Below are 22,643 nucleotides of genomic sequence, written 5' to 3' on the forward strand. Positions count from 1 at the left end.
TAAATAGACGGATAACTACCATTATTTTTACTAAATCGAACTTCATAAATATTCTCCTTTTATACTAGCAATCCTCCCTCAACATTCACATCCATGGCAGGCGCGATTCCCTTCGACAGATTCTCCGACAGACAAAGGAGTGGGGACAAAAGGTTCATACCAAAATGTTTGCCCCCCTCCGTGAAGGTGTCCAGGGCTCTCCTCGCTTGCGGACAGGGGATAAAAGTGACTGCTGAGCAAAAAGCACAAGACCCAAAGCAAATAGACAACGGGACGATTCCGCCATACAAGCTCCCGCCTTTGATGCAACACGGAAGAAACAGGATCGAGAAGCAAATAAACCAGAAAAAAACTTCCGGCAACCAGAACGGAAGTCAGGTGAAAAAGCGTTGGAACATATCGGGGGGAAACCATCTCTTCCAGCATCGGTCCCATCATTCCCCCCATCCAACCGGAGACGGATCCCTCAAGAACACCCCGGATCCCGCCGCGCCAACCGGCAACCCAACCGGCAACGGTTCCGGCTCCCATCGCGATCACTGTGGCATAAAAAAACGAAATTCCCGCCGCAATCGGCAGATAGATCCCCACACTCCATCCGACAACCGTCCCCACCGTCATTGCACATACCATCTCCGTCTGCGGGGTGCGCCGGCCGGCGATGGCGACAGGCAAAAGCATTCCCCCGAAGAGAATCCAGGTCGTCCATACCAGAAATTCGTTCATATCCAGCCCTCACCCTTCAGGCCCTATTTTAGGCGAGAGAGAAGTCGTGTTTCCGAATCGGGTGGCAATAGTCGCTGAAGCAGAACACGACACCCCTATTCCTCAACCCATCACCGAATGATCAACAGGCCTGTTTCAGCTTATATGACTAGATTTATGGTGTGAGGAACCGGGTCATTCCACTCTATGACAAAACATCTCCGCACGTGCATGGTTATGACCCTGCAGCTCAATAAACGCCTGACTTCCCGGCCCAAACAGGCAGATAAAAAATCCGCCCCGGATTTCCGAGACGGCAATCATAACGATTTTTAATTGATATGGATAAAATTGCTAACCTGGGAAGCGGGAATGGTCCGCTTAGAAAAGCTGTAGGGCTTATGATTATATTCTTCGATGGTGACCATGGAACCATTGACACCCGTGACATAAGCCACATGACCGTAGGCACTGCTGGCACCGCCGACTCCGGCGTTCCACTGGGCGATCGCACCGACGGACGGCGATTGGTCGACGCGATAACCCAAGGCACGGGCGTTATCATCCCAGTTGGTCGCGTTGCCCCATCGGCCCCCCCGCATGGTGTTGGTAAAATTGATCCCCCGCTGGTTCATCCTCCAGGCAACAAAGGAAGTGCATTGACGGTTGTAAAAACCCCAAGCATCCACCCCAGCCGTACTCGCATACTTAAAGGGATACAAACTGGCACTGACCATAGTCAGTTTCCGCAGTTCCGCTTTCACCGAATTTTGTTTTTGATCCAAAGAAGCGAGCTTTTCCCGGGCTTTTTCGATATCCTTATTGACGTCTTGATAGATCTTCCGGGTTTCCTTCGCTTCTTTTTTCTGCTCTTCTTTTAAAGCCACTAAATCCTCTTTCAGCTTCTCATGTTCTTTACGGATGGAGTCATATTTGTTAAACAAGGTCTTGTCCCGAACCACAATCAATCGCAGGGTTTCAAAACGCTCCAGAAAATCCTCCAAGGAATCGGATTCAAAAAGAGCTTGCATGGAACCCATTTCACCGTTTTGGTAAATGATTCGGAGACGTTTTTTAAAAACTTGCTTATAATATTTCAGATTCTCTTCATTCTTTTCCTGCTTTTTCTCGACTTCGGCAATTTTTTTGTTCGTCTCGGAGATTTTTTTCTCCAATTCGACAACCTTTTCTTTTTTGGGTCCGATCTTTTCTTTCAGATCGTCCATGGTCTTTTTAACGTCTTCTTTTTCTTCCTGGATATTTTTCAGCTCTTGCTTTTTCTGGTCTTCTTTACTGTCCGCAAAGGCCGGTTGCAACGGAACCACGCTAAAAACCAAGCCCGTACAGCTGGCAACCAGGACGGTTGCAACCCATTTTCGCCTCATGGCGTCCCTCCTTCTACCAGAGCCGAATCATGCTCTCTTGATAAAATGACACAAAAATACCGAGTACAGGCTTCACCCATTTTTCAATATACTATAAATGGGTTTGCAAAAAAACCGCATGCACAACGCATACGGTTTTATTGTTGGCTTTTTTCCATGAAATTGTCAATGCGACAGAAGATATAGTTCTTTTTTCGGATCAAACAGCGAGTCCTTCTTTGGAAGGGGACGACATTCACCTGAAATTCAATTCAAGTCCACCCGTTTTCCCGTTTCGATATAGACAATACTTTCGGCGATGTTGGTCGCGTGATCGGCAATCCGTTCCAGGTATCGGGCGACAAAGCAGAGGCGCAAGGAGACCTCGGTAAATTGCTGTTCGTTGATCATTCGCTCCATCAATTCCTTGACGACCGATTCATACATTTGGTCGACCTCGTCGTCGGTTTCCGCCATCTGTTCCGACAATTTGACGTTGCCATCGATGAAGCTGTTGATTCCGTCATGAACCATTCGCTGCGCAATTCCGGCCATGCGTGGAATATCGACCAACTCTTTGAATAACTTCTGGTCACTTTCCACCAGTTGGATTGTCGTTTCCGCGATGTTGGCGGCTAAATCCGCCATCCGCTCCATATCCGAAGAAATCTTCATCGCAGCGATGAGCTTGCGCAGATCCTTGGCCACCGGCTGTTGAGTGGCGATTAAAGCGGCCACCTTGTCGTCGATCCGACCCTCCATTTCGTCGATTTCAGGATCTTTCTGCAGGACTTCCCGGGCCATCCCGTCATCCAATCGGGACAAGGACCGAACGGCTTTATCAATCGCAATTTCCAGCTTTTCTCCCATATCGAGAAGAAAAGTTTTCACTTCTCTAAGGTCCTGATCAAATGATCGGCTCATCGAAATTCCTCTCCTTTGATCATCCAAACCGTCCGCTGATATAGTCTTCGGTCTTCTTGTTGTTCGGATTGGAGAATAATTTTTCGGTGTCGTTGTATTCCACCAGCTCACCCATAAGGAAAAAGGCCGTCTTGTCGGAGATCCGCGCCGCCTGCTGCATGTTATGAGTGACGATGACAATCGTGTAGTCCTTTTTCAATTCCTGGATCAGTTCTTCAATCTTGGCGGTGGAAACCGGATCCAGAGCGGATGTCGGTTCATCCATCAGCAAAATCTCCGGCTCCACCGCCAAAGCCCGGGCAATACAGATTCGTTGCTGCTGACCGCCGGAAAGACCGGTGGCGCGATCTTTCAGCCGATCCTTCACCTCATCCCACAGCGCGGCTCCCCGCAAACTCTTCTCCACGATTTCATCCAGTTGTTTTTTGTCGCGAATCCCGTGAATTCGAGGACCATAAGCGACGTTATCATAAATGCTTTTCGGGAAAGGGTTCGGTGCCTGGAAAACCATCCCGACCCGCTTGCGCAACATTTCCACATCCACGTTTTTGTCGTAAATATTCTCCCCCAGAATGCGGATCGAACCTTCGATGCGCACACTGTCGATCATGTCATTCATGCGGTTCAACGAGCGGAGGAAGGTGGATTTGCCGCAACCGGAGGGTCCAATCAAAGCGACGACGGACTTTTCCCCGATATCGACCGATACGTCCTTCAGGGCATGGTTCGCCCCGTAATACAAATTCAGTTTTTCAACCGCGATGTTGGTTTGGTTCGCCGTTTGTATCAACTCAATCCCCCTCATTCATGGATCGTTTTTTCACGATCAGTTTTTTCTCTGAAATTTATTTCGCAGATAAATGGCCAAAGCGTTCATCGACAAGAGCATGACCAGCAGAACGATAATTCCCGCCGCGGCCAAATCATGAAATTCCGTTCTCGCCTCACTGATCCAGCTGTAAATCTGGATCGGTAAAACCGTGAAAGGATCCAACACATACCCCGGGGTAAAGGCTAAATAGGTGACAGCACCGATCATGATCAGAGGCGCCGTCTCACCGATCGCCCGGGACAAAGCCAAAATCGTTCCAGTCAGGATCCCCGGCAGAGAGTAGGGAAGAACCACCTTTTGTACTGTCTGCCAACGTGTCGCTCCCATCGCGAAGGACGCTTGTTTGAGGGAAGCGGGAACGCTGGCGATCGCTTCCCGGGAGGCGACAATCACGATGGGCAGGATCAGCAGGGTTAATGTCAGCGCCCCGGCGAGAACACTTCGGCCCAATCCGAACTCCCGGACAAACAGAGTCAATCCCAAAATCCCAAAGACAATGGAAGGAACTCCCGCCAGATTACTGATGTTGAGTTGGATAAAACGAGTAAACCCATTTTTCGGAGCGTACTCTTCCAGGTAAATCGCTGTTGCCACCCCGAGGAGAAAGGTCATCGGAGCGGTGACACCGATCACCCAGATCGTCCCCCAAAAAGCCGCTTTAATCCCTGCGTTTTCCGCCAGGCGTGATCCGAAGTGGTTAAAGAAATCCGCATCGATATGGCTCCACCCTTGAACGACGATATCAGTTAGAAGGATGATGAGGACAATAACTCCTATCAGTGTCGCCGACAAAAACAACCCGTGGGCGAGACGATTTTTCCAGCGGCGAAAGCTCACCCGTCCAGCACTTCCGCCAAAAGTCCCCCCTTTCGTTTCAGTCGGTTTCCGGGCATGGTTGAGTTTCCCTGCGGATTTACCGGTGATGGTCTCTTCAGCGGACATCAGTAATCCTCCTTAAAGCGGCGGGATACATATTGAGCAAGCATATTCATGACAAAGGTAAACAAAAACAAGGTCATTCCCACCGCGTAAATCGATTTATAGGCCAGGCTTCCATAACTGATATCGCCGGAGGCGGCTTGAACGATATAAGCCGTCATCGTTTGAATCGTATCTGTCGGATTGAAGGTGAGTGCCGGTGTAGCACCTGCGGCAATGGTGACGATCATCGTTTCCCCGATCGCCCGGGACAGCGCAAGTACAAAGGAGGCGACGATCCCCGACAGGGAGGCGGGAACCACAACCCTGGTCGCCACCTCCAACCGGGTGGCGCCTAAGGCGTAAGCCGCCTCCCGCATGCCCCGGGGAACGGAAGTCATGGCATCTTCACTCAGGGAAGCGATCATGGGAATAATCATCACTCCAACGACTATACTGGCGCTGAGGGCATTAAACACTCCCAGGTCCGGGATGAAAGTACGAAGCAGGGGAGTCACAAAAGTTAGGGCAAAAAAACCGTATACGATCGTCGGTATCCCCGCCAACACCTCGAGAATCGGTTTGACCACCCGGCGCAGCCCGTCCGGGGCGTATTCACTGAGGTAAATCGCACTGGCCAACCCGATCGGAATCGCGACCACCGCCGCAACCCCCGTTACCAGAAGTGTCCCCGCAATCAAGGGCATGACTCCGAATTGTTGCTGTTCCGCACTGAATAGTGCCGTCCATTCCTTCGCCGTGAAAAATTCTTTCAGAGAAACCTCTTGAAAGAAAGTAGTCGTCTCCTTTAACAGAGTAAAAAGGATACCCGCTGTGGTTAAAATGGATACGAAAGCACATAAGAGCAGAATCTTCGGGATCATCCGTTCCATGGTCGTTCGCCAGGTTTGCTGCCGGCGAAACTCTGAATGATTGGGGTGACCGGAGGGTATAGCCATTTCTCAATATTCACTCCTTTTCTGAACATGGCAAAATGTGGCGGGCATTCCGGCCCGAGGCCCGGAATGCGGGACGCCACATCTCATCACGCCATATCGGGGATCATTCTTTCGTCGCTTCCTTTACAATCTCCTTCGATTCCTTCAGTTGGTCCTCCGGCAACTTCACATATCCGACTTCTTCCACCAGTTCATTCCCGGTTTTCAGGTAAAAGTCGATGAAGGCTTGCACTTCCGGACGCTCCATTACTTTGGGACTGGCGTAGATAAAGATCGGTCGGGACAGGGGATTGTAGGAGCCGTTGTTTACATTTTCGATGCTGGGTTCCACTGCTTTTCCTTCGTCATTAACGATCTTGACGGGTTTCAGTTTGTCCTTGTTTTCCAGGTAGTAGGAGAAGCCGAAGTATCCGAGAGAGTTTTTATCACCGGCCACTCCCTGCACCAAGGTGTTGTCATCTTCACTGGCGGTGTAGTCGGTCCGGCTCTTGCCGTCGGTCTCCAATACCGTTTCGGTAAAGTAGTCAAAGGTACCGGAAGAAGTTCCCGGACCGTACAGCTTCACCGGCTCATCCGGCCACTCCGGGTTGATATCTTTCCAGGTTTCCACCTTGCTGTCGGGTTCCCAGAGCTTTTTCAGCTGTTCGATGGTCATTTTGTCCACAAAGTCATTTTCTTTGTTGACCACCACAGTGAGGGCGTCGTATGCAACCGGAATTTCCACCGGTTCGATGCCGTTCTTTTCCGCTTCCTCCTTCTCTTCATCCTTGATCGGACGGGAAGCGTCGTTGATGTCGGTTTCTCCCTGGGTCCACTTCTCAAAACCTCCGCCGGTCCCGGAAGTGGATACAGTCACTTGCACTCCGGGATTTTCCTTCATAAACTCTTCGGCAACCGCTTGGGTGATCGGATAAACGGTGCTGGATCCGTCGATTTTAATATTACCGGACAGGTCGTCCCCGCCGTCGTTACCTCCGCTTTGATTCGCATTGGAAGAGCAACCCACGATCAGGGAAAGGGACAATACCACGGCTCCGGTTGCTTTCAGACTTTTCATCCACATACCAGCGTTTCCCCCTAGAGATGGTTTAAGTCCTACTGCTCATGTTCACTTCCTACTATAGTGGTAGAGTTTTGTTTCACCATGAACCCTTTGTAAAGGTTTTGTTAAGCCAAAAAAAAAGCCTACAACGGGAAGTAGAGGGTAAAACAGGTCCCCTCTCCCGGTCGGCTTTCCAAATGGATGCTTCCATGATGGGCCTCAACGAGATGCTTCACAATGGCCAGACCCAGCCCGGTCCCTCCGGATTCCCGGGAACGGGCCTTGTCAACCCGGTAGAAGCGCTCGAAAATGCGCGGCTGATCCTCTTCAGGGATACCGATCCCCGTATCTGCCACTTGCACCCACCACTGTTTTTCTTCCTTTCCCGCAGACAGTGTGATACTCCCCCCTGCGGGGGTATAAGACATGGCATTGGACAAAAGGTTGATCAAAATCTGCGAAAAGCGGTCCTGATCCACCCGCACCGTAAACGATTTTTCTAATTCCAGATGCAAATCCAGCTCCTCCTGGCGGATTTGTTTCTCGATTGTTCGTACGGTTCGTTGGATGAGATCGTCTGCTCGGACCTCTTCCAGGTTCAAACGAACTTTGCGCGATTCGATTTTGGAAAGATCCAACAAGTCACCGATCAACCGTTCCAGGCGCAGGCTTTCATGGTGGATGATCTCGAGAAACTCCCGACGCATTTCCGGATCTTCGGCCGCCCCGTCCAGAAGGGTTTCGGCAAACCCCCGCAACGAGGTGACCGGCGTTTTCAGCTCGTGGGAAACATTGGCCACAAATTCCGTCCGCATTTGCTCCAGGTGACGGATCGCAGTGATATCGTGGAGAACGGCGACTACCCCTATCCCGGTCTCTCCCCAGACCGGTGTCAGATTGGCCTCAAGGATCCGTTCCTCAGGAAAATAGATGTGAAGTTCCTCGCTTACTTTTTCCCCACTCTCCTTGCACCGGAGATACAGATGGTACAAATCGTGAAACACAGCCCGTTCGGATAAGGGCTTACGCAACAACTGGGAGGTCTTCAGGTTGAAAAAGCGATGGATCGCCTGGTTGGCCAGGATAATCCTTTCATCGGAATCCACCATCAACAGACCGCTGTCCATGGTTTCGATGACACTGGTCAGACGCCGCTCACTTTTGCGGATGGTTTCCAGCTGAACCTTCAAACTCGCGGCCATGCGGTTGATCGCTGACGCCAGCCGCCCGATTTCGTCTCGTTTGGTAACAGGGATGCGGCGATGAAACTTATTTCGGGCGATATCCGACGCCACCCGGGTAATCTCTTCGAGGGGGCGGGTAATCTTAGAAGCGTACCGGGAACCGATCAGGACAGCGGCGATATAGGCCATGGCCAGCCCGCCGATCAAGGATACCCAGACCTGGCTCAAGGATTGATTGACATCCTGCAAATCCAAAGAGAGTCGGACCGCTCCCCGTACCCGATTCTCTCTCTGAACCGGAATAAACACATCCAACCGATCGGCAGTGGTCACTCGGTTAAAGCCGTCCTCTGTCCGGTTTTGAAGGGCCCGCTTCACTTCAGGAAACCGACTCAAGTTTCCCATTTCTGCAGGGTCTTTTTCCGAATCCGCCAAAGCCCGACCTTCCCGGTCGATCAGCGTAACCCGGGCATCCAGGGAATGCCCGTAGAGTTCCGCCTGTTTCTGCAAATCTTCCGGTCGCTTGCGATCCATCCAGTTGATCGTATCCGCCAGCAAAACTCCTTCCTTGCCCAAGCGATCAGCCAATGAGTCGATGGAGGAGGCTTTCAGCAGGAGGGCGACAAAAAAACCCGAACCCAGCATCGACAACCCGATCAGAAGGAGAAACATGACTGTTAAGCGCGACCGGAGCGTCCTCATGCCTCCTTCGGACCTTCGAATTTATAACCGATTCCCCGAACAGTTTTGATGTAGACGGGATTGCGGGAATCGACCTCCACTTTTTCCCGAAGATGGCTGACATGGACATCCACAATCCGGGTATCCCCGATATAGTCATAATCCCACACCGCATTTAAAAGCTGATCCCTGGACAAAACCCTTCCCCGGTGGTTGGCCAGATAAATCAATAATTCGAATTCCTTCGGTGTCAAGTCCACGATTTCCCCGTTTCGCAGGACTTCATATCCTTCCGGATCAATCACCAGTTCCCCGACTCGAAATTCTTTGTTCGACTCGTGAACGGCACCCTCTCGAACCGCTTCCATCCGGCGAAAGATCGTCTTCACCCGGGCGACCAGCTCTCTGGGGCTGAAGGGTTTGGTCATGTAATCATCCGCCCCCAGCTCCAACCCCAACACTTTGTCAAATTCCTCCGTTTTCGCCGTCAACATCAGAATCGGCAATTGTCGATTTTCGCGTCTCAACTGCTTGCACACTTCCAGTCCGTCCACCTCGGGCAACATTAGGTCGAGAACCACGAGATCCGGCTTCTCCTGCTTCACCTTGCTAAGCGCACGCTGTCCGTCGGTCGCCACAACCACTTGATAACCTTCTTTTTCCAGGTTAAATTGGACCAGTTTCACGATTGAAGGCTCATCATCCACAACCAGCACTTTTTTGTCCATCATTCATCCTCCGCTTCAACGTTCTCCCATGTCGATCCTCGGGCGTATCTGATCATGAACGATAAAACTCCGCTCGATTGTCGGGCATAGCGAGACCGGGGAGCGGAGCGACCCAAGGCGCGACTTGTGCTCCCTTGAGTGCAAAGGTCGCTACACTGGAAATCGGCACCCAGCTACTTTGACGATTGACCAGACACGCCCTGTTGTAAACCCTCTGCCTTCAAACGAAAGGACGCCAGTGAAATATCACGCATATTCTCCCTCACTGTGACGGCTTCATTCACTCCTCATACTACAGGGATTGGTAACCCGGTTACAAGCCCCTGTCATTGGTCCAAAAAAAACGCCCGTAAAGGCGCTGTCTTGCTGACTCGTTTTGTATGCGCTTACATAAAGGTTCTTGCAGAGAGCGAGGGACGGAAAGGATTCCGACCCCTCGCCTCGATCCGTCAGTTCAAGATTTTCATCACATTGCGGACGGATTCCGCCGATCGGTCCAATGCCTTCGTCTCCTCTTCGGACAAATCCAGTTCGATGATTTTTTCCAGACCGTTGCCTCCGAGGATGACAGGCACACCCAGGTACATGTCCCGATAGCCGTATTCACCTTCCAAATAAGCGATGGCCGGTAAAACACGGCGTTTATCCTTGAGAATCGCTTCAGCCATCTGTACCAGGGATGCCGCCGGCGCGTAATATGCACTTCCGTTGCCCAACAGGCCGACGATTTCGCCTCCGCCTTTACGTGTCCGTTCGACAATCGCATCGAGGCGTTCCTGGGACAACCATTGATCCAAGGGAATGCCTCCCGCATAAGAGTAGCGAACCAGAGGAACCATATCGTCGCCGTGACCGCCCAATACGAACCCTGTCACATCTTCCACGGAAAGGTTCAACTCCTGGGCTACAAAGGTACGGAACCGGGCGGTATCCAGTACACCGGATTGTCCGATTACGCGATGTTTCGGGAAGCCGGAGGTCCGGTACACCTCGTAGGTCATGGCATCCACCGGATTGGTCAGAACGAGGATGATACAGTCCGGGGAGTGTTTGACGACTTGTTCTGTGACGGAACGCATCACCTTGGCGTTGGTACTGACCAGGTCGTCCCGGCTCATCCCCGGTTTCCGGGCGACGCCAGCGGTAATGATCACTAAATCCGAATCCGCTGTTTCGGTGTAATCCGTCGTGCCGATGATATTCGCATCAAAACCTTCCACCGGACTCGCTTCCAGCATATCCAGGGCCTTCCCCTTCGTCGGCCCTTCCGCTTGGGGGATATCCACCAAAACAACATCCCCCAATTCCTTCTGTGCCAGCATTAAAGCCGTCGTCGCTCCGGTAAAACCACTGCCGATGACGGAGATTTTCCTTCTGCGGATCGACATCGATGGATTCCTCCCACTTTTACGTTTTCGCAAACATCTTTAGAGATTTTCGATCAACTGGGTAGCGAACTCCGAACATTTCAGTTCCGTCGCCCCCTCCATCAAGCGGGCGAAGTCATAGGTCACTTTTTTCTGGCTGATCGTCTGGTCCATGGCGTGGTAAATCCGGTCGGCGGCTTCCTGCCAACCCAGATGTTCCAACATCAACACACCGGAAAGAAGGATGGATCCGGGATTTACCTTGTCCATACCGGCATATTTGGGAGCCGTGCCGTGGGTCGCTTCAAAGATGGCATGACCCGTCTCGAAATTGATATTGGCTCCCGGGGCAATTCCGATCCCGCCCACTTGAGCGGCCAGCGCATCAGAGATATAGTCCCCGTTCAGATTGAGAGTGGCAATTACGTCGTATTCTTCCGGACGGGTCAAAATCTGTTGCAGAAAGGCATCGGCGATGGAGTCCTTCACGATGATCCGGCCCGCCTCTTCTGCCTCTTTTTGAGCCTGATTGGCCGCTTCCAGGCCGTGTTTCTCCTTGACCTCGTCATAATCGCGCCAGGTGAAGACCTTATCGCCGAACTCCCGGGACGCCAAATCGTACCCCCAGTTTTTAAAGGAACCCTCTGTGTACTTCATGATGTTCCCCTTATGCACCAGGGTGACGCTCTTGCGGCCGTGGTCGAGGGCATATTGGATCGCCGCCCGCACCAGGCGTTCCGTTCCCTCCTTGGAAACGGGCTTCACACCGATGCCGGATGTTTCCGGAAAGCGGATCTTTTGAACTCCCATCTCTTCCCGCAAAAACTGGATCACCTTTTGGGCCTCGGCCGATTCGGCCTCCCACTCGATCCCGGCGTAGATATCTTCGGAGTTTTCCCTGAAAATCGCCATATCCACGTCTTCCGGCCGTTTGACCGGGGACGGAACACCGTTGAAGTAGCGAACGGGGCGGAGACAGACGAAAAGGTCCAGCTCCTGGCGAAGAGCCACATTGAGGGAACGGATCCCTCCTCCTACCGGTGTGGTCAGTGGTCCTTTGATCGCTACATAATAGTCTTCGATCGCCTTCAGAGTCTCCTTCGGCAACCATTCGCCGAATTTGTTATAGGCTTTTTCACCGGCATAGATCTCGAACCACTCGATCTTTCGCTTGGATCCGTAAGCCTTCTCTACCGAGGCATCCAGTACCCGGCGGGCGGCCGCCCAGATATCAGGGCCGGTCCCGTCTCCTTCGATATAGGGGATAATCGGATGATCCGGCACCGTAAGCTCACCATTTTGCAGGGTAATCCGCTCACCGGCTTGAGGCTGCTTATACTGTTCCATCATAACACTCCTCACTGTTTCTTCGGGTGTCAATCAGTCGGATTCCGGACACAACATTACCGCTCTTCAATGGGAACGTACGCTTGATGGGTCGGCCCGATATATTCGGCCCGCGGGCGGATCAATCGGTTATCGGAAAACTGCTCCAGGATATGAGCGGTCCACCCCGTTACCCGGCTCATAGCGAAAATCGGGGTAAACAGGTCTCGGGGAATACCCAGATAATGATAAGTAGAGGCCGAATAAAAGTCCACATTAGGCTTGAGTCCCTTTTTCCGTTCAATGAGTTCCTCGATGATCACCGACATCTCATACCAGGTGGAATCCCCTGTCTGCTCCGCTAGTTGCCGCGACATCTCTCTCAGGTGTTTGGCACGGGGATCCCCGTCTTTGTAAACGCGATGCCCGAAGCCCATGATCTTCTCCTTGTTATCCAGCTTCCGGGTAATCACTTCTTCCACTCGGCCCACCGTTCCCACTTCCTCCAGCATCATCATGACGCGCTCGTTGGCTCCGCCGTGCAGAGGTCCTTTTAAGGTGCCGATCGCCGTGGTGACAGCGGAGTAAATGTCCGACAAGGTGGCTGTGGTCACACGGGCCGCAAAGGTGGAAGCGTTCAATTCATGGTCGGCATGCAGAATTAATGCTTTGTCGATGGCTTTTACAGCCACCGGGTCCGGATCTTTTCCATGAAGCATATAGACGAAATTCCGGGCATAACCGAAATCGGGTCGGGGAGCCACCGGCTCCAACCCTTCCCGGGCGCGGTATAGAGCAGTTATGATTGTCGGCATTTGGGCCGTCAAACGAATGGTCTTTGCGAGGTTCGCATCCGAACTGTTATCCTCCGCCTGAGAATCGTGCAACGCAAGGGAAGAAACAGCGGTTCGCAAAGCGGCCATCGGATGGATATCCTTCGGAAAGCTTTTCACCTGTGCCAGCACATCGGGGGGCAGCTCCGCCTCTTCTCCCAGCTGCCGTTTCAACCGGTCGAGTTCCGATCGGGAAGGCAGGCGCCCATTCCACAAAAGGAACGCCACTTCTTCGAAGTTGGCCTTCTCAGCCAGTTCATCAATGTTGATCCCGCGATAGGTGAGAACACCATCGATGATCGAGCTGATTTGGGATGTGAGTGCAACGACACCCTCCAATCCTTTAGCAACCGACATAAAATCGCTCCTTTGCTTCTAATATGGTGCTCCGGGCACTCGATTAGGCCACCTGACGGACCGCAAGGGTCAGGGGATCCTATTAAATGTTTATCATGGCACCGAACAAAGCGTTAACATGTTTACAGTTTTGAAAACTTATGCAAAGGCGCCTTGTGCAAATAATGAAGGTAAGGGAGCCGGATATTGCGGTTTCCGGTCGATTACCCGATGAAATATTGCTGATTGTGCCCCGTTTCGCCTATTCCAGTTTACCATAAAAAAAAACCGTTATCATCAGGCTACGCGACAAGGAAAACATGATAAACTTCCACTATGGAGAATAAAGACTTCTTATAACGGGATCCGCCGAGGAAAAAATGGTAGGGTGAACCTTTTCCAACAAAGGGGGTTGCATCCCGATGAACCGAGAGTCTCTCCATATGATTCTACGCGCACTTCTGGTCGTTTTGATCACGGGAATAACTTATTATTTGATTGTTTTTGCCATCCCTTTGACTTACCCCTTTATCATCGGGTGGTTGATCGCCACGATCGCGGAACCGGTGGTTCGGTGGTTGGAACGTCGAGCCCGCATGCCTCGTTGGGCCGGCGTCACCCTGACCCTTTTCCTGACTGTCGGCCTGCTGATCACGCTTCTGGTGGTGATCGCTTCACAAATTGTCATCGAATTGACCCATATGGCGGATCTGTTGCCAGTCTATTTAAACGAAGTCAATCAATATCTGCTGGATACTTTCGTCAATGAAGAGAACGAATTGACCCGTATGATCCAAAACATCCAGAACTACATGGAAGACAATCCCGAACAAAAATCGGAAATCATGAATAGCATCCGGGATAATATGGGCGTTATCACTAACCGGGGGACCCAAGCCATCACCGATATTATCGCCGGAATCGGAACATTTCTCGGTAATCTCCCTTATTACGCAACGGTGTTAGTCTTCAGTCTGTTGGCGGCCTTTTTTATCGGGTTGGACTGGCCTCGTCTCAAGGATCGTATTCTGGGATTGATTCCGGAACGAATCAAAACCACCGGAGGCATGATCTTTAAGGATTTGAAACAGGGACTTCTCGGATTCGTCAGAGCCCAGCTCACCTTGATTACAATCACAGGGATTATCGTTTGGATCGGTCTGTTGATCATGCAAGTGGAATACGCCACCACAATCGCTCTGATCACCGCCGCCATCGATCTGCTTCCTTACTTCGGAGTGGGAGCCGTACTGATCCCTTGGGCCGGTTATCTCTTCATCACCGGAAACATCCAATTGGGTGTGGGAATCGCCATCTTGTATATCATTACACTGGTTGCACGTCAGATGTTGGAACCCAAATTGGTGGCCAGCAACATCGGATTGAACCCTTTGCTGACACTGATCGCCCTTTTTATAGGCCTCAAATGGATCGGGGTACTGGGACTGATCATCGGGCCGGTTGTGGCGGTGGTCTTGGTTGCCTTGCATCGAGCCCGGATTTTTACGGACTTATGGCATTATATACGCAATGGAAACCCACCCTCTCGGGAGGGCTGAGAAGTAAAGACGCATCCGCCACCATTTTTTGTCGATGCGGTATCGGAAACCGATGCTTCACCAGCGCCGATAATCCACCCTGTAAACCCTCCCTTCAGCGATCATCTTATTCAACCACCGTTTCAGCACCAACTTGATCATCCCCCGGGTATAGGGGATCAGCAGAAGAAAACCAAAAGCATCGGTGAAAAAACCGGGTGTCAAAAGCAGTAACCCGCCGGACAGGATACAGATTCCTTCCAGCAGAGCCTCTCCGGGCAACTCATTGTTCCGCAACTGGATTTGAGCGAGGCGGATGGTTTGCAAGCCTTGCCACCTGGCCAGATATCCCCCGACGACTCCAGTTACGATTACGGCCAATACAGTCGGCCAGGCACCGATCCAGCTGCCGACGGTGACCAGGCCCCAAATCTCCAGAGCGGGAATCAGAATTAAAGCCAATATGATCAAGCGGAACATGATTTCAGCCTCCTCGGGAAGCGGGAAAACCCCTGGAAATGATTTCGAAGATATCGGGAGCCGACCGTTTCAGATTGATCCGTTTCATGTGCCGATCCACCCACAGGTGGGTCGTCGTCCCCCGCGCCAACACCCCTCCGTCCTCCGCTCTTCGCACTTCATAGCGGAAAACCAGCTTGGGTCCCCTCGCCTCAGAAATCCGGGTTGCAATGCGGACTTCATCGTCGTAGCGGGCGGGGGCCACAAACCGGCACGTCAGGTCGACGACAGGGAGCAAAATCCCCCTTTGTTCCAAGTCTTTATAGGAAGCCCCCAACCGACGAATAAAATCCGTCCGCCCCACTTCAAACCAAATGGCGTAATTGCTGTGGTGAACCACTCCCATCTGGTCCGTTTCCTGATATCGGACACGCATCGTTGTTTCAAAAACAGGTTCCTTCACTTTCCATTCCTCCACCATTTTGTGAAACATCGGTTACACCGACATTATACCAAACAAGAAGCTGGAAAATGTGACGCGGATGTGCCGTCTCGCCAGCTTGTTACATATTATCGACTCTCATCACGCATAATGTGAATAGCCAATCCCTTCGATTCCGGATACAATAAAGGACAGAAACCAGGATACGGAAAAACTGATGAGGGAAAGGAGATGGCATAATGAAACTCCGACGGCGAAAAAGAAAGCGAAGAAGACTGCGTTGGTGGATCTACCCGCGTCTGCGCACCATTTGACTCTCTCCGGTACACAACTTCTCAAATATCTCACTGAAAGGAACATCTGTTACTCAAAACGAACTGTTACCGCTTTGTTTCATTGATCAAAAAAAGCGCTGATGATCAGCGCTTTCTTTATGTCCGCGATTATAAAATGTTGGCTCGTCCGGAATAAATGTGGCCCCGTTGGGGATCTACAGTGATCGATATCCCGTCCCGGAATATTTCTGTCGCACGGGAGACGCCGACAATAACGGGAATTCCCAGGTCGAGGCCCACAACGGCTGCGTGGGAGGTTAATCCTCCTTCCTCCACAATCACAGCGGAGGCCTTTTTGAAGCAATCCATCATATCCCGGTCGGTACGCACCGTCACCAGGATCGAACCATCCTTCATTTTAGAGCGGATCTCTTCAGCGGTAACTCCGACGACCACCTCGCTCGTCCGCACTTGATGGCCGACGCCCTGCCCTTTGGCCATCACATCTCCGATGACGTGAACCTTCATCAGATTGGTCGTCCCGGATTTACCCACCGGTACACCGGCGGTGATCACGACGAGATCGCCATGGCGCACACAACCCGAGGCCAGAGAAGAAGTGATGGCGATTTTCAGCATCTCATCCGTTGTCTCCACTTTTTCCCCTTTAACGGGATAAACACCCCAGACCAGAGTCAGCTTGCGAACGACCCGATCATGCTGTGTGACCGCCACGATCGGAGCCAACGGACGATACTTGGATACCATTCGGGCGGTCCGGCCGCTTTCAGTGGAAGTGATGACGGCGGAACAACGCAGGTTCCAGGCAGTGTGAACCACAGCCTGGCTGATGGAGTCGGGGATACTGACATCCTGCTCCCGGATCCGTTCCCGATACAGATCCCGATAACGGAGCGAGTTTTCCGCCCGTGAAGCGATTCGCTCCATGGTCTCCACTGCTTCCACCGGATATCTTCCGCTGGCGGTTTCTCCGGATAGCATGATCGCGTCAGTACCGTCAAAAATCGCATTGGCCACATCGCTGGCTTCCGCACGGGTCGGACGGGGCTGGCGCTGCATCGAATCCAGCATCTGCGTGGCTGTGATGACGGGTTTCCCCACCTGGTTACACTTTCGAATCATCTCTTTTTGGAAAACCGGGACATCCTCCGCCGGTACTTCCACACCCAAATCCCCCCGGGCCACCATTAACCCATCAGAGACTTTGAGAATGGATTTCAGATTCTGCAAGCCCTCTTGATTTTCGATTTTGGGGATGATGTGAATATCCGACTCGCAATCTTCCAGCAGCTTGCGGATCTCCAATACATCTTCCGGTTTGCGGACAAAAGAAGCGGCGATAAAATCGACACCCTGTTCCACTCCGAACCTAATATCTTCCACATCTTTGTCGGTGATACCCGGAAGATTGACGGATACACCGGGAACATTAACCCCTTTATGACTTTTCAACGGGCCGCCGTTGGCAATCCGGCAATGGATTTCCTCCCCTCGTACATCGCTGACGGTGAGACTGATCAACCCGTCGTCGATCAGTATGGTGGAACCGGGTTCCACATCCCGGGGTAACCCTTTATATGAAATGGAGATTTTGGAAGCATCTCCTTCTACCGATTCCGTCGTTAGGATGATGGGATCACCGGTTTTCAGCTGTACTTCTTCTGTTTTCAATTTCCCGGTTCGGATCTCCGGTCCCTTGGTATCCAACAAAAGGGCCACTTTTTTTCCCAATTCCTTTTCCACCTGGCGAATTCGGTCGATGCGGAGCTTATGCTCTTCATGCGAACCGTGGGAAAAGTTGAGCCGGGCCACGTTCATCCCCGCCTGTATCAGGCGTTTGAGGGTTTCCGGCTCTTCACTGGCCGGCCCGATGGTACAAACGATCTTGGTCTTGCGCATGCAGATCCCCCTCACTTTCGTTATATAGCCAGAATTTCAGCTAGATCATAAATAGACATATCGGGTTGATGCTTCATCCCGAAAGCTTCATCAAAATCGACCCCTATGACTTCGTTTCGGCGGATCGCCACCATCTGGTCGCTTTGTTCCTCCAGGAGAAGATCGACGGCCTTCGCCCCCATCCGACTGGCCAAAACGCGGTCCGAGGCAGTGGGAGAGCCTCCACGCTGGATATGACCCAAAACGGTCACCCGAGTCTCCGCACCCGTCATTTCTTTAATCTGGCGCCCGATGTCGACACCGCTGCCCACACCCTCAGCGACGATAATAATGCTGTGTTTTTTGCCCCGTTTGCTTCCGCGGGCCAGCCGATCCACAATCTCATTCATCTGATACGGAGCCTCGGGGATCAAGATCGACTCCGCTCCGTCGGCCAACCCCGCCCAAACGGCGATATCACCGGCATTGCGTCCCATGACTTCCACGATATAAGTCCGCTCGTGGGAAGTAGCGGTATCCCGGATCCGATCGATACACTCAATGACGGTATTAACGGCAGTATCAAAACCAATGGTGAAGTCGGTACCGGGAATGTCGTTATCGATCGTACCCGGCACCCCGACAGCGGGAAAACCGCGCTTAGTCAACTTCTGTGCTCCGCGGAAACTTCCGTCCCCGCCGATTACCACCAGACCGTCGATTTTCCATTTTCTCAGATTCTCCACCGCTTTGTCCTGTCCCTCTGAAGTTTTGAATATTTCACTCCGGGCACTGTATAGAACCGTCCCGCCCCGGTGGATAATATCACCGACCGTGCCCAGTTCCATCGGGATAAAATCCCCTTGAATCAGTCCATTATACCCCCGACGGACTCCGACGACCTCCAACCCGTGATGGTGTCCCTTCCGAACGACCGACCGAATGGCTGCATTCATCCCCGGAGCATCTCCACCGCTTGTCAATACAGCGATACGCTTCATCATGGCTCACCTCGTTCAATCAAAACTGTTTCGCATCCCTTCGGGACTTTTTTTGTCCCTATGGGACAAAAAGAGAAACCGTGGTGGTTCTCTCCTAACCCACGGTATTGAATACACCGATTTTCCCGTACTTTTGGTGTCGGTCCCGAACCAGTTTTTCTCTGTCCATGGATGACAGCTGCTCCAACGCATCGAGGATCGCCTTTTTTATCCAGTTTGCCTGAGTGACGGGATCTTTATGTGCCCCGCCCTTCGGTTCGGGAATCATTTGATCCACCACATTCAGATCGTAAAGATCTTGTGCGGTGATGTTCAACGCTCCCGCCGCCTCCTGAGCCTTGGCCGAATCCCTCCACAGAATGGCGGCCGCTCCCTCCGGTGAGATGACGGAATAATAAGCGTGCTCCAGCATCAGAAGGCGATTACCGACACTGATCGCCAGTGCCCCTCCGCTGCCTCCTTCACCGGTAACCACGCTGACAATGGGGACCTGAAACCCGGCCATTTCCCGAAGGTTTCGGGCGATCGCCTCCGATTGGCCCCGTTCTTCCGCCTCCACGCCGGGATGAGCTCCCTGAGTGTCCACAAAGCAGATGATCGGGCGGCCGAATTTGTCCGCCTGCTGCATCAGTCGTAAGGCCTTCCGATACCCTTCAGGGTGGGGAAGGCCGAAATTGCGGGCGATTTTATCCTTGGTATCCTTGCCCCGTTCGTGTCCAATCACCGTTACCGGTCGACCGTCCAGTTTGGCAATCCCCCCGATGATCGCCGGATCGTCACCGTACAGTCGGTCGCCGTGAAGTTCGATAAAATCGGTAAAGATGGACTTGATATAGTCCGAAGTTGTCGGACGGGAAGCGTGACGAGCGATCTGCACCTTTTGCCACGGGGTTAGATTCCCGTAGATTTCCGCTTCCAGCCTCCTCGCTCTCTCCTCCAAGGTGTTGATTTCCTCAGTGAAATCGATCGACTTATCCTGGGTAAACGTTTTTAGTTCAGCGATTTTCTCCCTCAGTTCCACCAACGGTCGTTCAAAGGGGAGATGACCGTTATTCATGATTTTCCCTCCCGCTCCAATGCAGGTCCAAAAGTTGAATCAGAGTATCGCGCAGTTCCGATCGGTGCACAACCTGATCCAGCTGCCCGTGCTTGAGCAGAAACTCCGCTGTCTGGAAATCTTCAGGAAGCTTCTGGCGCACCGTCTGCTCGATGACCCGCCGCCCGGCGAATCCGATCAGGGCTTCCGGCTCCGCTATGTTGATATCCCCGAGGGAAGAGAAGCTGGCGGACACACCGCCGGTCGTCGGATTCGTCAAAACAGAGATGAACAGCACTTTCTCCCTGTGCAACCGTTCCAGCGCCGCACTGGTCTTGGCCATCTGCATCAGGGAGAGTACGCCTTCCTGCATCCGGGCTCCGCCGGATGCGGAAAAAAGGATCAAGGGGTATTTTTTTGTAGCGGCACGCTCAGCGGCCCGGGCGATCTTCTCCCCGACGACAGAACCCATACTGCCCATGCGGAAGCGGGAGTCCATGACGCCGACGACAGAGGGATATCCGCCGACTGTCCCTTCTCCAGTCACCACCGCTTCATTCAGTTCTGTCTTCTCCATGTCCCGCTTTACCTTCTCCGGGTAGTTCGGAAAAGATAAAGGGTCCTCCGACAGGAGGTCTTTGTCATATTCAAAAAAACGCCCTTCATCCACTGTCAACTGAATCCGTTCCGGAGCGGAGAGGGAAAAGTGATATCCACAGGATTTGCACACCTTTAAGTTCTTCTCCAACTCCTTGGAAAATCCGATGGTACCGCAGCGGGGGCATTTTTGCATAATTCCCTCGGGGATCTCTCTTTTGGCTTGTTCCGAAGGGATCGTCGCGTACTTTTTTTGCTTCTTGAATAAATCCTTTAACACGATAACACCTCATCCGAGCGGTAGTCTCTATAAAATCGAGCCCAGTACTTCCTGCACTTCCTGCAGTTCGGCTTCGGGCACCAACACCTCATACTGTTCTCCATGGAAACGCATCGACCGAATTTTCACCAAAAAACCTTCCAGGTCCAACCGGTCCCGAATACGCTTGGCCATCCTTTGGTTGGGAGAAACGTAAATGACAGTCCACATGCGGTCGCTTCCTCCTTCGGCCTTTCAGCCGCCTTCACCGGAGACATCATAGCATAGATTGGAAACACACTGCAACGAAGCCGGGTGGGCAATGGTCCCGATCACCGGGACAAAGCCTTTCGTGAAAAACCCTGGCTTCGCCGAGTGTTCCTCAGCCGGCGGGCGGCAGCGAACCCTTGTCCCGACATCCCAAAGACCCGGATACTCGCATAAGTGTCCGCCGTCCGCCCTTCGGCCGGAGGAAGATCCCCGCATGGTTGGGAGGTATTGGGTTACCGGATATACGGAAGGAAGCCGTTTAAAGCCCGATCGACTTCCGCTTCGTTGGTTGGACAAAAGCGCTTCCGGTACTTAGAAGGAGAGCGAACATCCGGCATCCGCCAATCGTTGGCGGAGCAGAGCGGAAAGCCGTCCCTTCCCGGACAGAATCCATCTCCTTTTCAAGAGATCTGCGTCAATTTCACCGTTCGCTCATAAACTTCCTGCGGATCCAGCTGAATGCGCGCTTGTCCCGTCTCCATCGCCGCTCGGGCTACTCCGGCCGCCACCTGGGGGGCCACTTTCGGGTTGAAGGGAGCCGGAATGACCGTTTCCGGGGTCAATTCCTCTTCCTCGATCAGATCGGCGATAGCATAGGCGGCTGCGATTTTCATCGATTCGTTGATCCCTCGGGCGTGGACATCCAGAGCTCCGCGGAAGATTCCCGGAAAGGCCAATACATTGTTCACCTGGTTGGGGAAATCGGAGCGGCCGGTGCCCACCACCATCGCTCCGGCTTCATAGGCGTCAGCGGGCATGATCTCCGGAACGGGGTTAGCCATCGCAAAGATGATCGGATCCCGGTTCATGGAACGAACCATTTCAGGAGTCACGGCTCCCGCCACTGAGACACCGATGAACACATCGGCTCCCTGCATCGCTTCCGCCAAAGTTCCCTGTATCCCCTCTCGGTTGGTTACCTTGGCGATGTCCTCCTTGACTTTATTCATTCCCTCGCGGCGGCTTTCATAAATGGTGCCTTTGCTGTCACACATGATGACATCCTTCACACCGAGAGACAGGAGCAGTTTGATGATGGCAATTCCGGCAGCTCCCGCCCCGTTGGCCACCACCTTGATTTCATTCATGTTCTTGTTGACGACTTTCAGAGCGTTGATCAGACCGGCCAGCGTAACGATGGCCGTCCCGTGCTGGTCGTCGTGAAAGACGGGAATGTCGATTTCTTTTTTTAAACGCTCCTCAATCAAGAAACATTTAGGTGCGGCGATATCCTCCAGATTGACACCGCCAAAGGTGGGAGACAGCAGTTTGACAGTTTCGACAATCTTGTCGATTTCCGATGAATCGACACAGAGGGGAAAAGCATCTACCCCCGCGAAGGATTTGAACAGCACCGCCTTTCCTTCCATAACGGGCATAGCCGCATGGGGACCGATGTTTCCCAAACCCAAAACCGCCGTCCCATCGGACACGACAGCGACCAAGTTGCCTTTCATCGTGTAATCATATACTTGGTTCTGATCGGTATGGATCTCCTTGCAGGGTTCAGCTACACCCGGCGAATAAGCGAGACTCAAGTCCTTGGCATTGTTGACAGCTACTTTGGATGTTACCGTCAGTTTTCCCTGCTGATCACGGTGCAGCTTCAACGATTCTTCTCGCAACGAGGACAATCCGTTTCAACTCCTTTAGATCCGATCACGGCGG

The 22,643-nt window shown here is 52.4% G+C and carries 21 protein-coding genes; 1 reads left to right on the plus strand and 20 read right to left on the minus strand.

Annotation, left to right across the window (positions count from 1 at the left end; translation table 11 throughout):
• Positions 1-78 precede the first annotated feature (78 nt).
• From CHM34_RS06035 to CHM34_RS06090, 12 genes are all read right to left on the minus strand, one after another.
• The gene (locus CHM34_RS06035) at positions 79-726 is read right to left on the minus strand and encodes a hypothetical protein (protein WP_094263695.1); all 648 of its coding nucleotides are present in this window, start codon (positions 724-726) and stop codon (positions 79-81) included.
• A gap of 311 nt (positions 727-1,037) precedes the next feature.
• On the minus strand, positions 1,038-2,090 hold the full coding sequence (locus tag CHM34_RS06040; protein WP_094263696.1) for a CHAP domain-containing protein: 1,053 nt from the start codon (positions 2,088-2,090) through the stop codon (positions 1,038-1,040).
• A 246-nt stretch (positions 2,091-2,336) separates the two neighbouring features.
• Positions 2,337-2,993 (minus strand): phosphate signaling complex protein PhoU, encoded by a 657-nt coding sequence (gene phoU / locus CHM34_RS06045; protein ID WP_094263697.1) that lies wholly within the window; start codon positions 2,991-2,993, stop codon positions 2,337-2,339.
• A 19-nt stretch (positions 2,994-3,012) separates the two neighbouring features.
• Positions 3,013-3,798 carry a phosphate ABC transporter ATP-binding protein PstB gene (gene pstB / locus CHM34_RS06050; protein ID WP_094263698.1) on the minus strand — a complete coding sequence of 262 codons (786 nt, stop codon included), beginning with the start codon at positions 3,796-3,798 and terminating at the stop codon, positions 3,013-3,015.
• 21 nt (positions 3,799-3,819) lie between these two features.
• Complete coding sequence (gene pstA, locus CHM34_RS06055; protein WP_094263699.1) at positions 3,820-4,767, minus strand: phosphate ABC transporter permease PstA; 948 nt, start codon at positions 4,765-4,767, stop codon at positions 3,820-3,822.
• The gene (pstC, locus tag CHM34_RS06060; protein WP_094263700.1) at positions 4,767-5,702 is read right to left on the minus strand and encodes a phosphate ABC transporter permease subunit PstC; all 936 of its coding nucleotides are present in this window, start codon (positions 5,700-5,702) and stop codon (positions 4,767-4,769) included. The genes pstA and pstC overlap by 1 nt, the downstream gene beginning before the upstream one ends.
• A gap of 103 nt (positions 5,703-5,805) precedes the next feature.
• Complete coding sequence (locus CHM34_RS06065) at positions 5,806-6,765, minus strand: PstS family phosphate ABC transporter substrate-binding protein (RefSeq protein ID WP_240511900.1); 960 nt, start codon at positions 6,763-6,765, stop codon at positions 5,806-5,808.
• 122 nt (positions 6,766-6,887) lie between these two features.
• On the minus strand, positions 6,888-8,630 hold the full coding sequence (gene pnpS, locus CHM34_RS06070; protein WP_094263701.1) for a two-component system histidine kinase PnpS: 1,743 nt from the start codon (positions 8,628-8,630) through the stop codon (positions 6,888-6,890).
• Positions 8,627-9,337 (minus strand): response regulator transcription factor, encoded by a 711-nt coding sequence (locus CHM34_RS06075; RefSeq protein ID WP_094263702.1) that lies wholly within the window; start codon positions 9,335-9,337, stop codon positions 8,627-8,629. Before CHM34_RS06075 ends, pnpS begins: the two co-directional genes overlap by 4 nt.
• Positions 9,338-9,786: 449 nt before the next feature.
• The gene (gene mdh / locus CHM34_RS06080) at positions 9,787-10,725 is read right to left on the minus strand and encodes a malate dehydrogenase (RefSeq protein ID WP_094263703.1); all 939 of its coding nucleotides are present in this window, start codon (positions 10,723-10,725) and stop codon (positions 9,787-9,789) included.
• 39 nt (positions 10,726-10,764) lie between these two features.
• Complete coding sequence (gene icd / locus CHM34_RS06085) at positions 10,765-12,051, minus strand: NADP-dependent isocitrate dehydrogenase (RefSeq protein WP_094263704.1); 1,287 nt, start codon at positions 12,049-12,051, stop codon at positions 10,765-10,767.
• A 56-nt stretch (positions 12,052-12,107) separates the two neighbouring features.
• Positions 12,108-13,220, minus strand: a complete 1,113-nt coding sequence (locus CHM34_RS06090) for a citrate synthase (RefSeq protein WP_094263705.1) — start codon at positions 13,218-13,220, stop codon at positions 12,108-12,110.
• 401 nt (positions 13,221-13,621) lie between these two features.
• On the opposite strand from CHM34_RS06090, the gene ytvI reads away from it, so the two are divergent.
• A complete protein-coding gene (gene ytvI, locus CHM34_RS06095) occupies positions 13,622-14,758 on the plus strand; it encodes a sporulation integral membrane protein YtvI (protein WP_094263706.1) in 1,137 nt (378 codons plus the stop codon).
• A 57-nt stretch (positions 14,759-14,815) separates the two neighbouring features.
• Here ytvI and CHM34_RS06100 read toward each other — a convergent pair whose 3' ends face one another.
• The 8 genes from CHM34_RS06100 to ystJ all read right to left on the minus strand — a co-directional run bounded on the left by CHM34_RS06100 (position 14,816) and on the right by ystJ (position 22,609).
• On the minus strand, positions 14,816-15,217 hold the full coding sequence (locus CHM34_RS06100; RefSeq protein ID WP_094263707.1) for an FxsA family protein: 402 nt from the start codon (positions 15,215-15,217) through the stop codon (positions 14,816-14,818).
• Between the two features lie 4 nt (positions 15,218-15,221).
• A complete protein-coding gene (locus CHM34_RS06105; protein WP_094263708.1) occupies positions 15,222-15,659 on the minus strand; it encodes an acyl-CoA thioesterase in 438 nt (145 codons plus the stop codon).
• Positions 15,660-16,081: 422 nt separating this feature from the next.
• Positions 16,082-17,833 (minus strand): pyruvate kinase, encoded by a 1,752-nt coding sequence (gene pyk / locus CHM34_RS06110; RefSeq protein ID WP_094263709.1) that lies wholly within the window; start codon positions 17,831-17,833, stop codon positions 16,082-16,084.
• Positions 17,834-17,853: 20 nt separating this feature from the next.
• A complete protein-coding gene (gene pfkA, locus CHM34_RS06115; RefSeq protein WP_094263917.1) occupies positions 17,854-18,813 on the minus strand; it encodes a 6-phosphofructokinase in 960 nt (319 codons plus the stop codon).
• Positions 18,814-18,907: 94 nt separating this feature from the next.
• Positions 18,908-19,870, minus strand: a complete 963-nt coding sequence (locus tag CHM34_RS06120) for an acetyl-CoA carboxylase carboxyltransferase subunit alpha (RefSeq protein WP_094263710.1) — start codon at positions 19,868-19,870, stop codon at positions 18,908-18,910.
• A complete protein-coding gene (gene accD / locus CHM34_RS06125; RefSeq protein WP_094263711.1) occupies positions 19,863-20,726 on the minus strand; it encodes an acetyl-CoA carboxylase, carboxyltransferase subunit beta in 864 nt (287 codons plus the stop codon). The genes CHM34_RS06120 and accD overlap by 8 nt, the downstream gene beginning before the upstream one ends.
• Positions 20,727-20,753: 27 nt before the next feature.
• Positions 20,754-20,936 (minus strand): glutamate decarboxylase, encoded by a 183-nt coding sequence (locus tag CHM34_RS06130; protein WP_094263712.1) that lies wholly within the window; start codon positions 20,934-20,936, stop codon positions 20,754-20,756.
• 440 nt (positions 20,937-21,376) lie between these two features.
• A complete protein-coding gene (gene ystJ / locus CHM34_RS06135; protein ID WP_094263713.1) occupies positions 21,377-22,609 on the minus strand; it encodes an NADP-dependent malic enzyme in 1,233 nt (410 codons plus the stop codon).
• Positions 22,610-22,643: the final 34 nt, after the last annotated feature.

The organism is Paludifilum halophilum, assembly GCF_002245355.1.
Classification (GTDB): domain Bacteria; phylum Bacillota; class Bacilli; order Thermoactinomycetales; family DSM-45169; genus Paludifilum; species Paludifilum halophilum.

Coding starts and splice junctions, on each gene's coding strand:
- CHM34_RS06035 (WP_094263695.1), bottom strand. CDS start 726: ATGAACGAATTTCTGGTATGGACGACCTGGATTCTCTTCGGGGGAATG.
- CHM34_RS06040 (WP_094263696.1), bottom strand. CDS start 2,090: ATGAGGCGAAAATGGGTTGCAACCGTCCTGGTTGCCAGCTGTACGGGC.
- phoU (WP_094263697.1), bottom strand. CDS start 2,993: ATGAGCCGATCATTTGATCAGGACCTTAGAGAAGTGAAAACTTTTCTT.
- pstB (WP_094263698.1), bottom strand. CDS start 3,798: ATGAGGGGGATTGAGTTGATACAAACGGCGAACCAAACCAACATCGCG.
- pstA (WP_094263699.1), bottom strand. CDS start 4,767: ATGTCCGCTGAAGAGACCATCACCGGTAAATCCGCAGGGAAACTCAAC.
- pstC (WP_094263700.1), bottom strand. CDS start 5,702: ATGGCTATACCCTCCGGTCACCCCAATCATTCAGAGTTTCGCCGGCAG.
- CHM34_RS06065 (WP_240511900.1), bottom strand. CDS start 6,765: ATGTGGATGAAAAGTCTGAAAGCAACCGGAGCCGTGGTATTGTCCCTT.
- pnpS (WP_094263701.1), bottom strand. CDS start 8,630: ATGAGGACGCTCCGGTCGCGCTTAACAGTCATGTTTCTCCTTCTGATC.
- CHM34_RS06075 (WP_094263702.1), bottom strand. CDS start 9,337: ATGGACAAAAAAGTGCTGGTTGTGGATGATGAGCCTTCAATCGTGAAA.
- mdh (WP_094263703.1), bottom strand. CDS start 10,725: ATGTCGATCCGCAGAAGGAAAATCTCCGTCATCGGCAGTGGTTTTACC.
- icd (WP_094263704.1), bottom strand. CDS start 12,051: ATGGAACAGTATAAGCAGCCTCAAGCCGGTGAGCGGATTACCCTGCAA.
- CHM34_RS06090 (WP_094263705.1), bottom strand. CDS start 13,220: ATGTCGGTTGCTAAAGGATTGGAGGGTGTCGTTGCACTCACATCCCAA.
- ytvI (WP_094263706.1), top strand. CDS start 13,622: ATGAACCGAGAGTCTCTCCATATGATTCTACGCGCACTTCTGGTCGTT.
- CHM34_RS06100 (WP_094263707.1), bottom strand. CDS start 15,217: ATGTTCCGCTTGATCATATTGGCTTTAATTCTGATTCCCGCTCTGGAG.
- pyk (WP_094263709.1), bottom strand. CDS start 17,833: ATGCGCAAGACCAAGATCGTTTGTACCATCGGGCCGGCCAGTGAAGAG.
- pfkA (WP_094263917.1), bottom strand. CDS start 18,813: ATGAAGCGTATCGCTGTATTGACAAGCGGTGGAGATGCTCCGGGGATG.
- CHM34_RS06120 (WP_094263710.1), bottom strand. CDS start 19,870: ATGAATAACGGTCATCTCCCCTTTGAACGACCGTTGGTGGAACTGAGG.
- CHM34_RS06130 (WP_094263712.1), bottom strand. CDS start 20,936: ATGTGGACTGTCATTTACGTTTCTCCCAACCAAAGGATGGCCAAGCGT.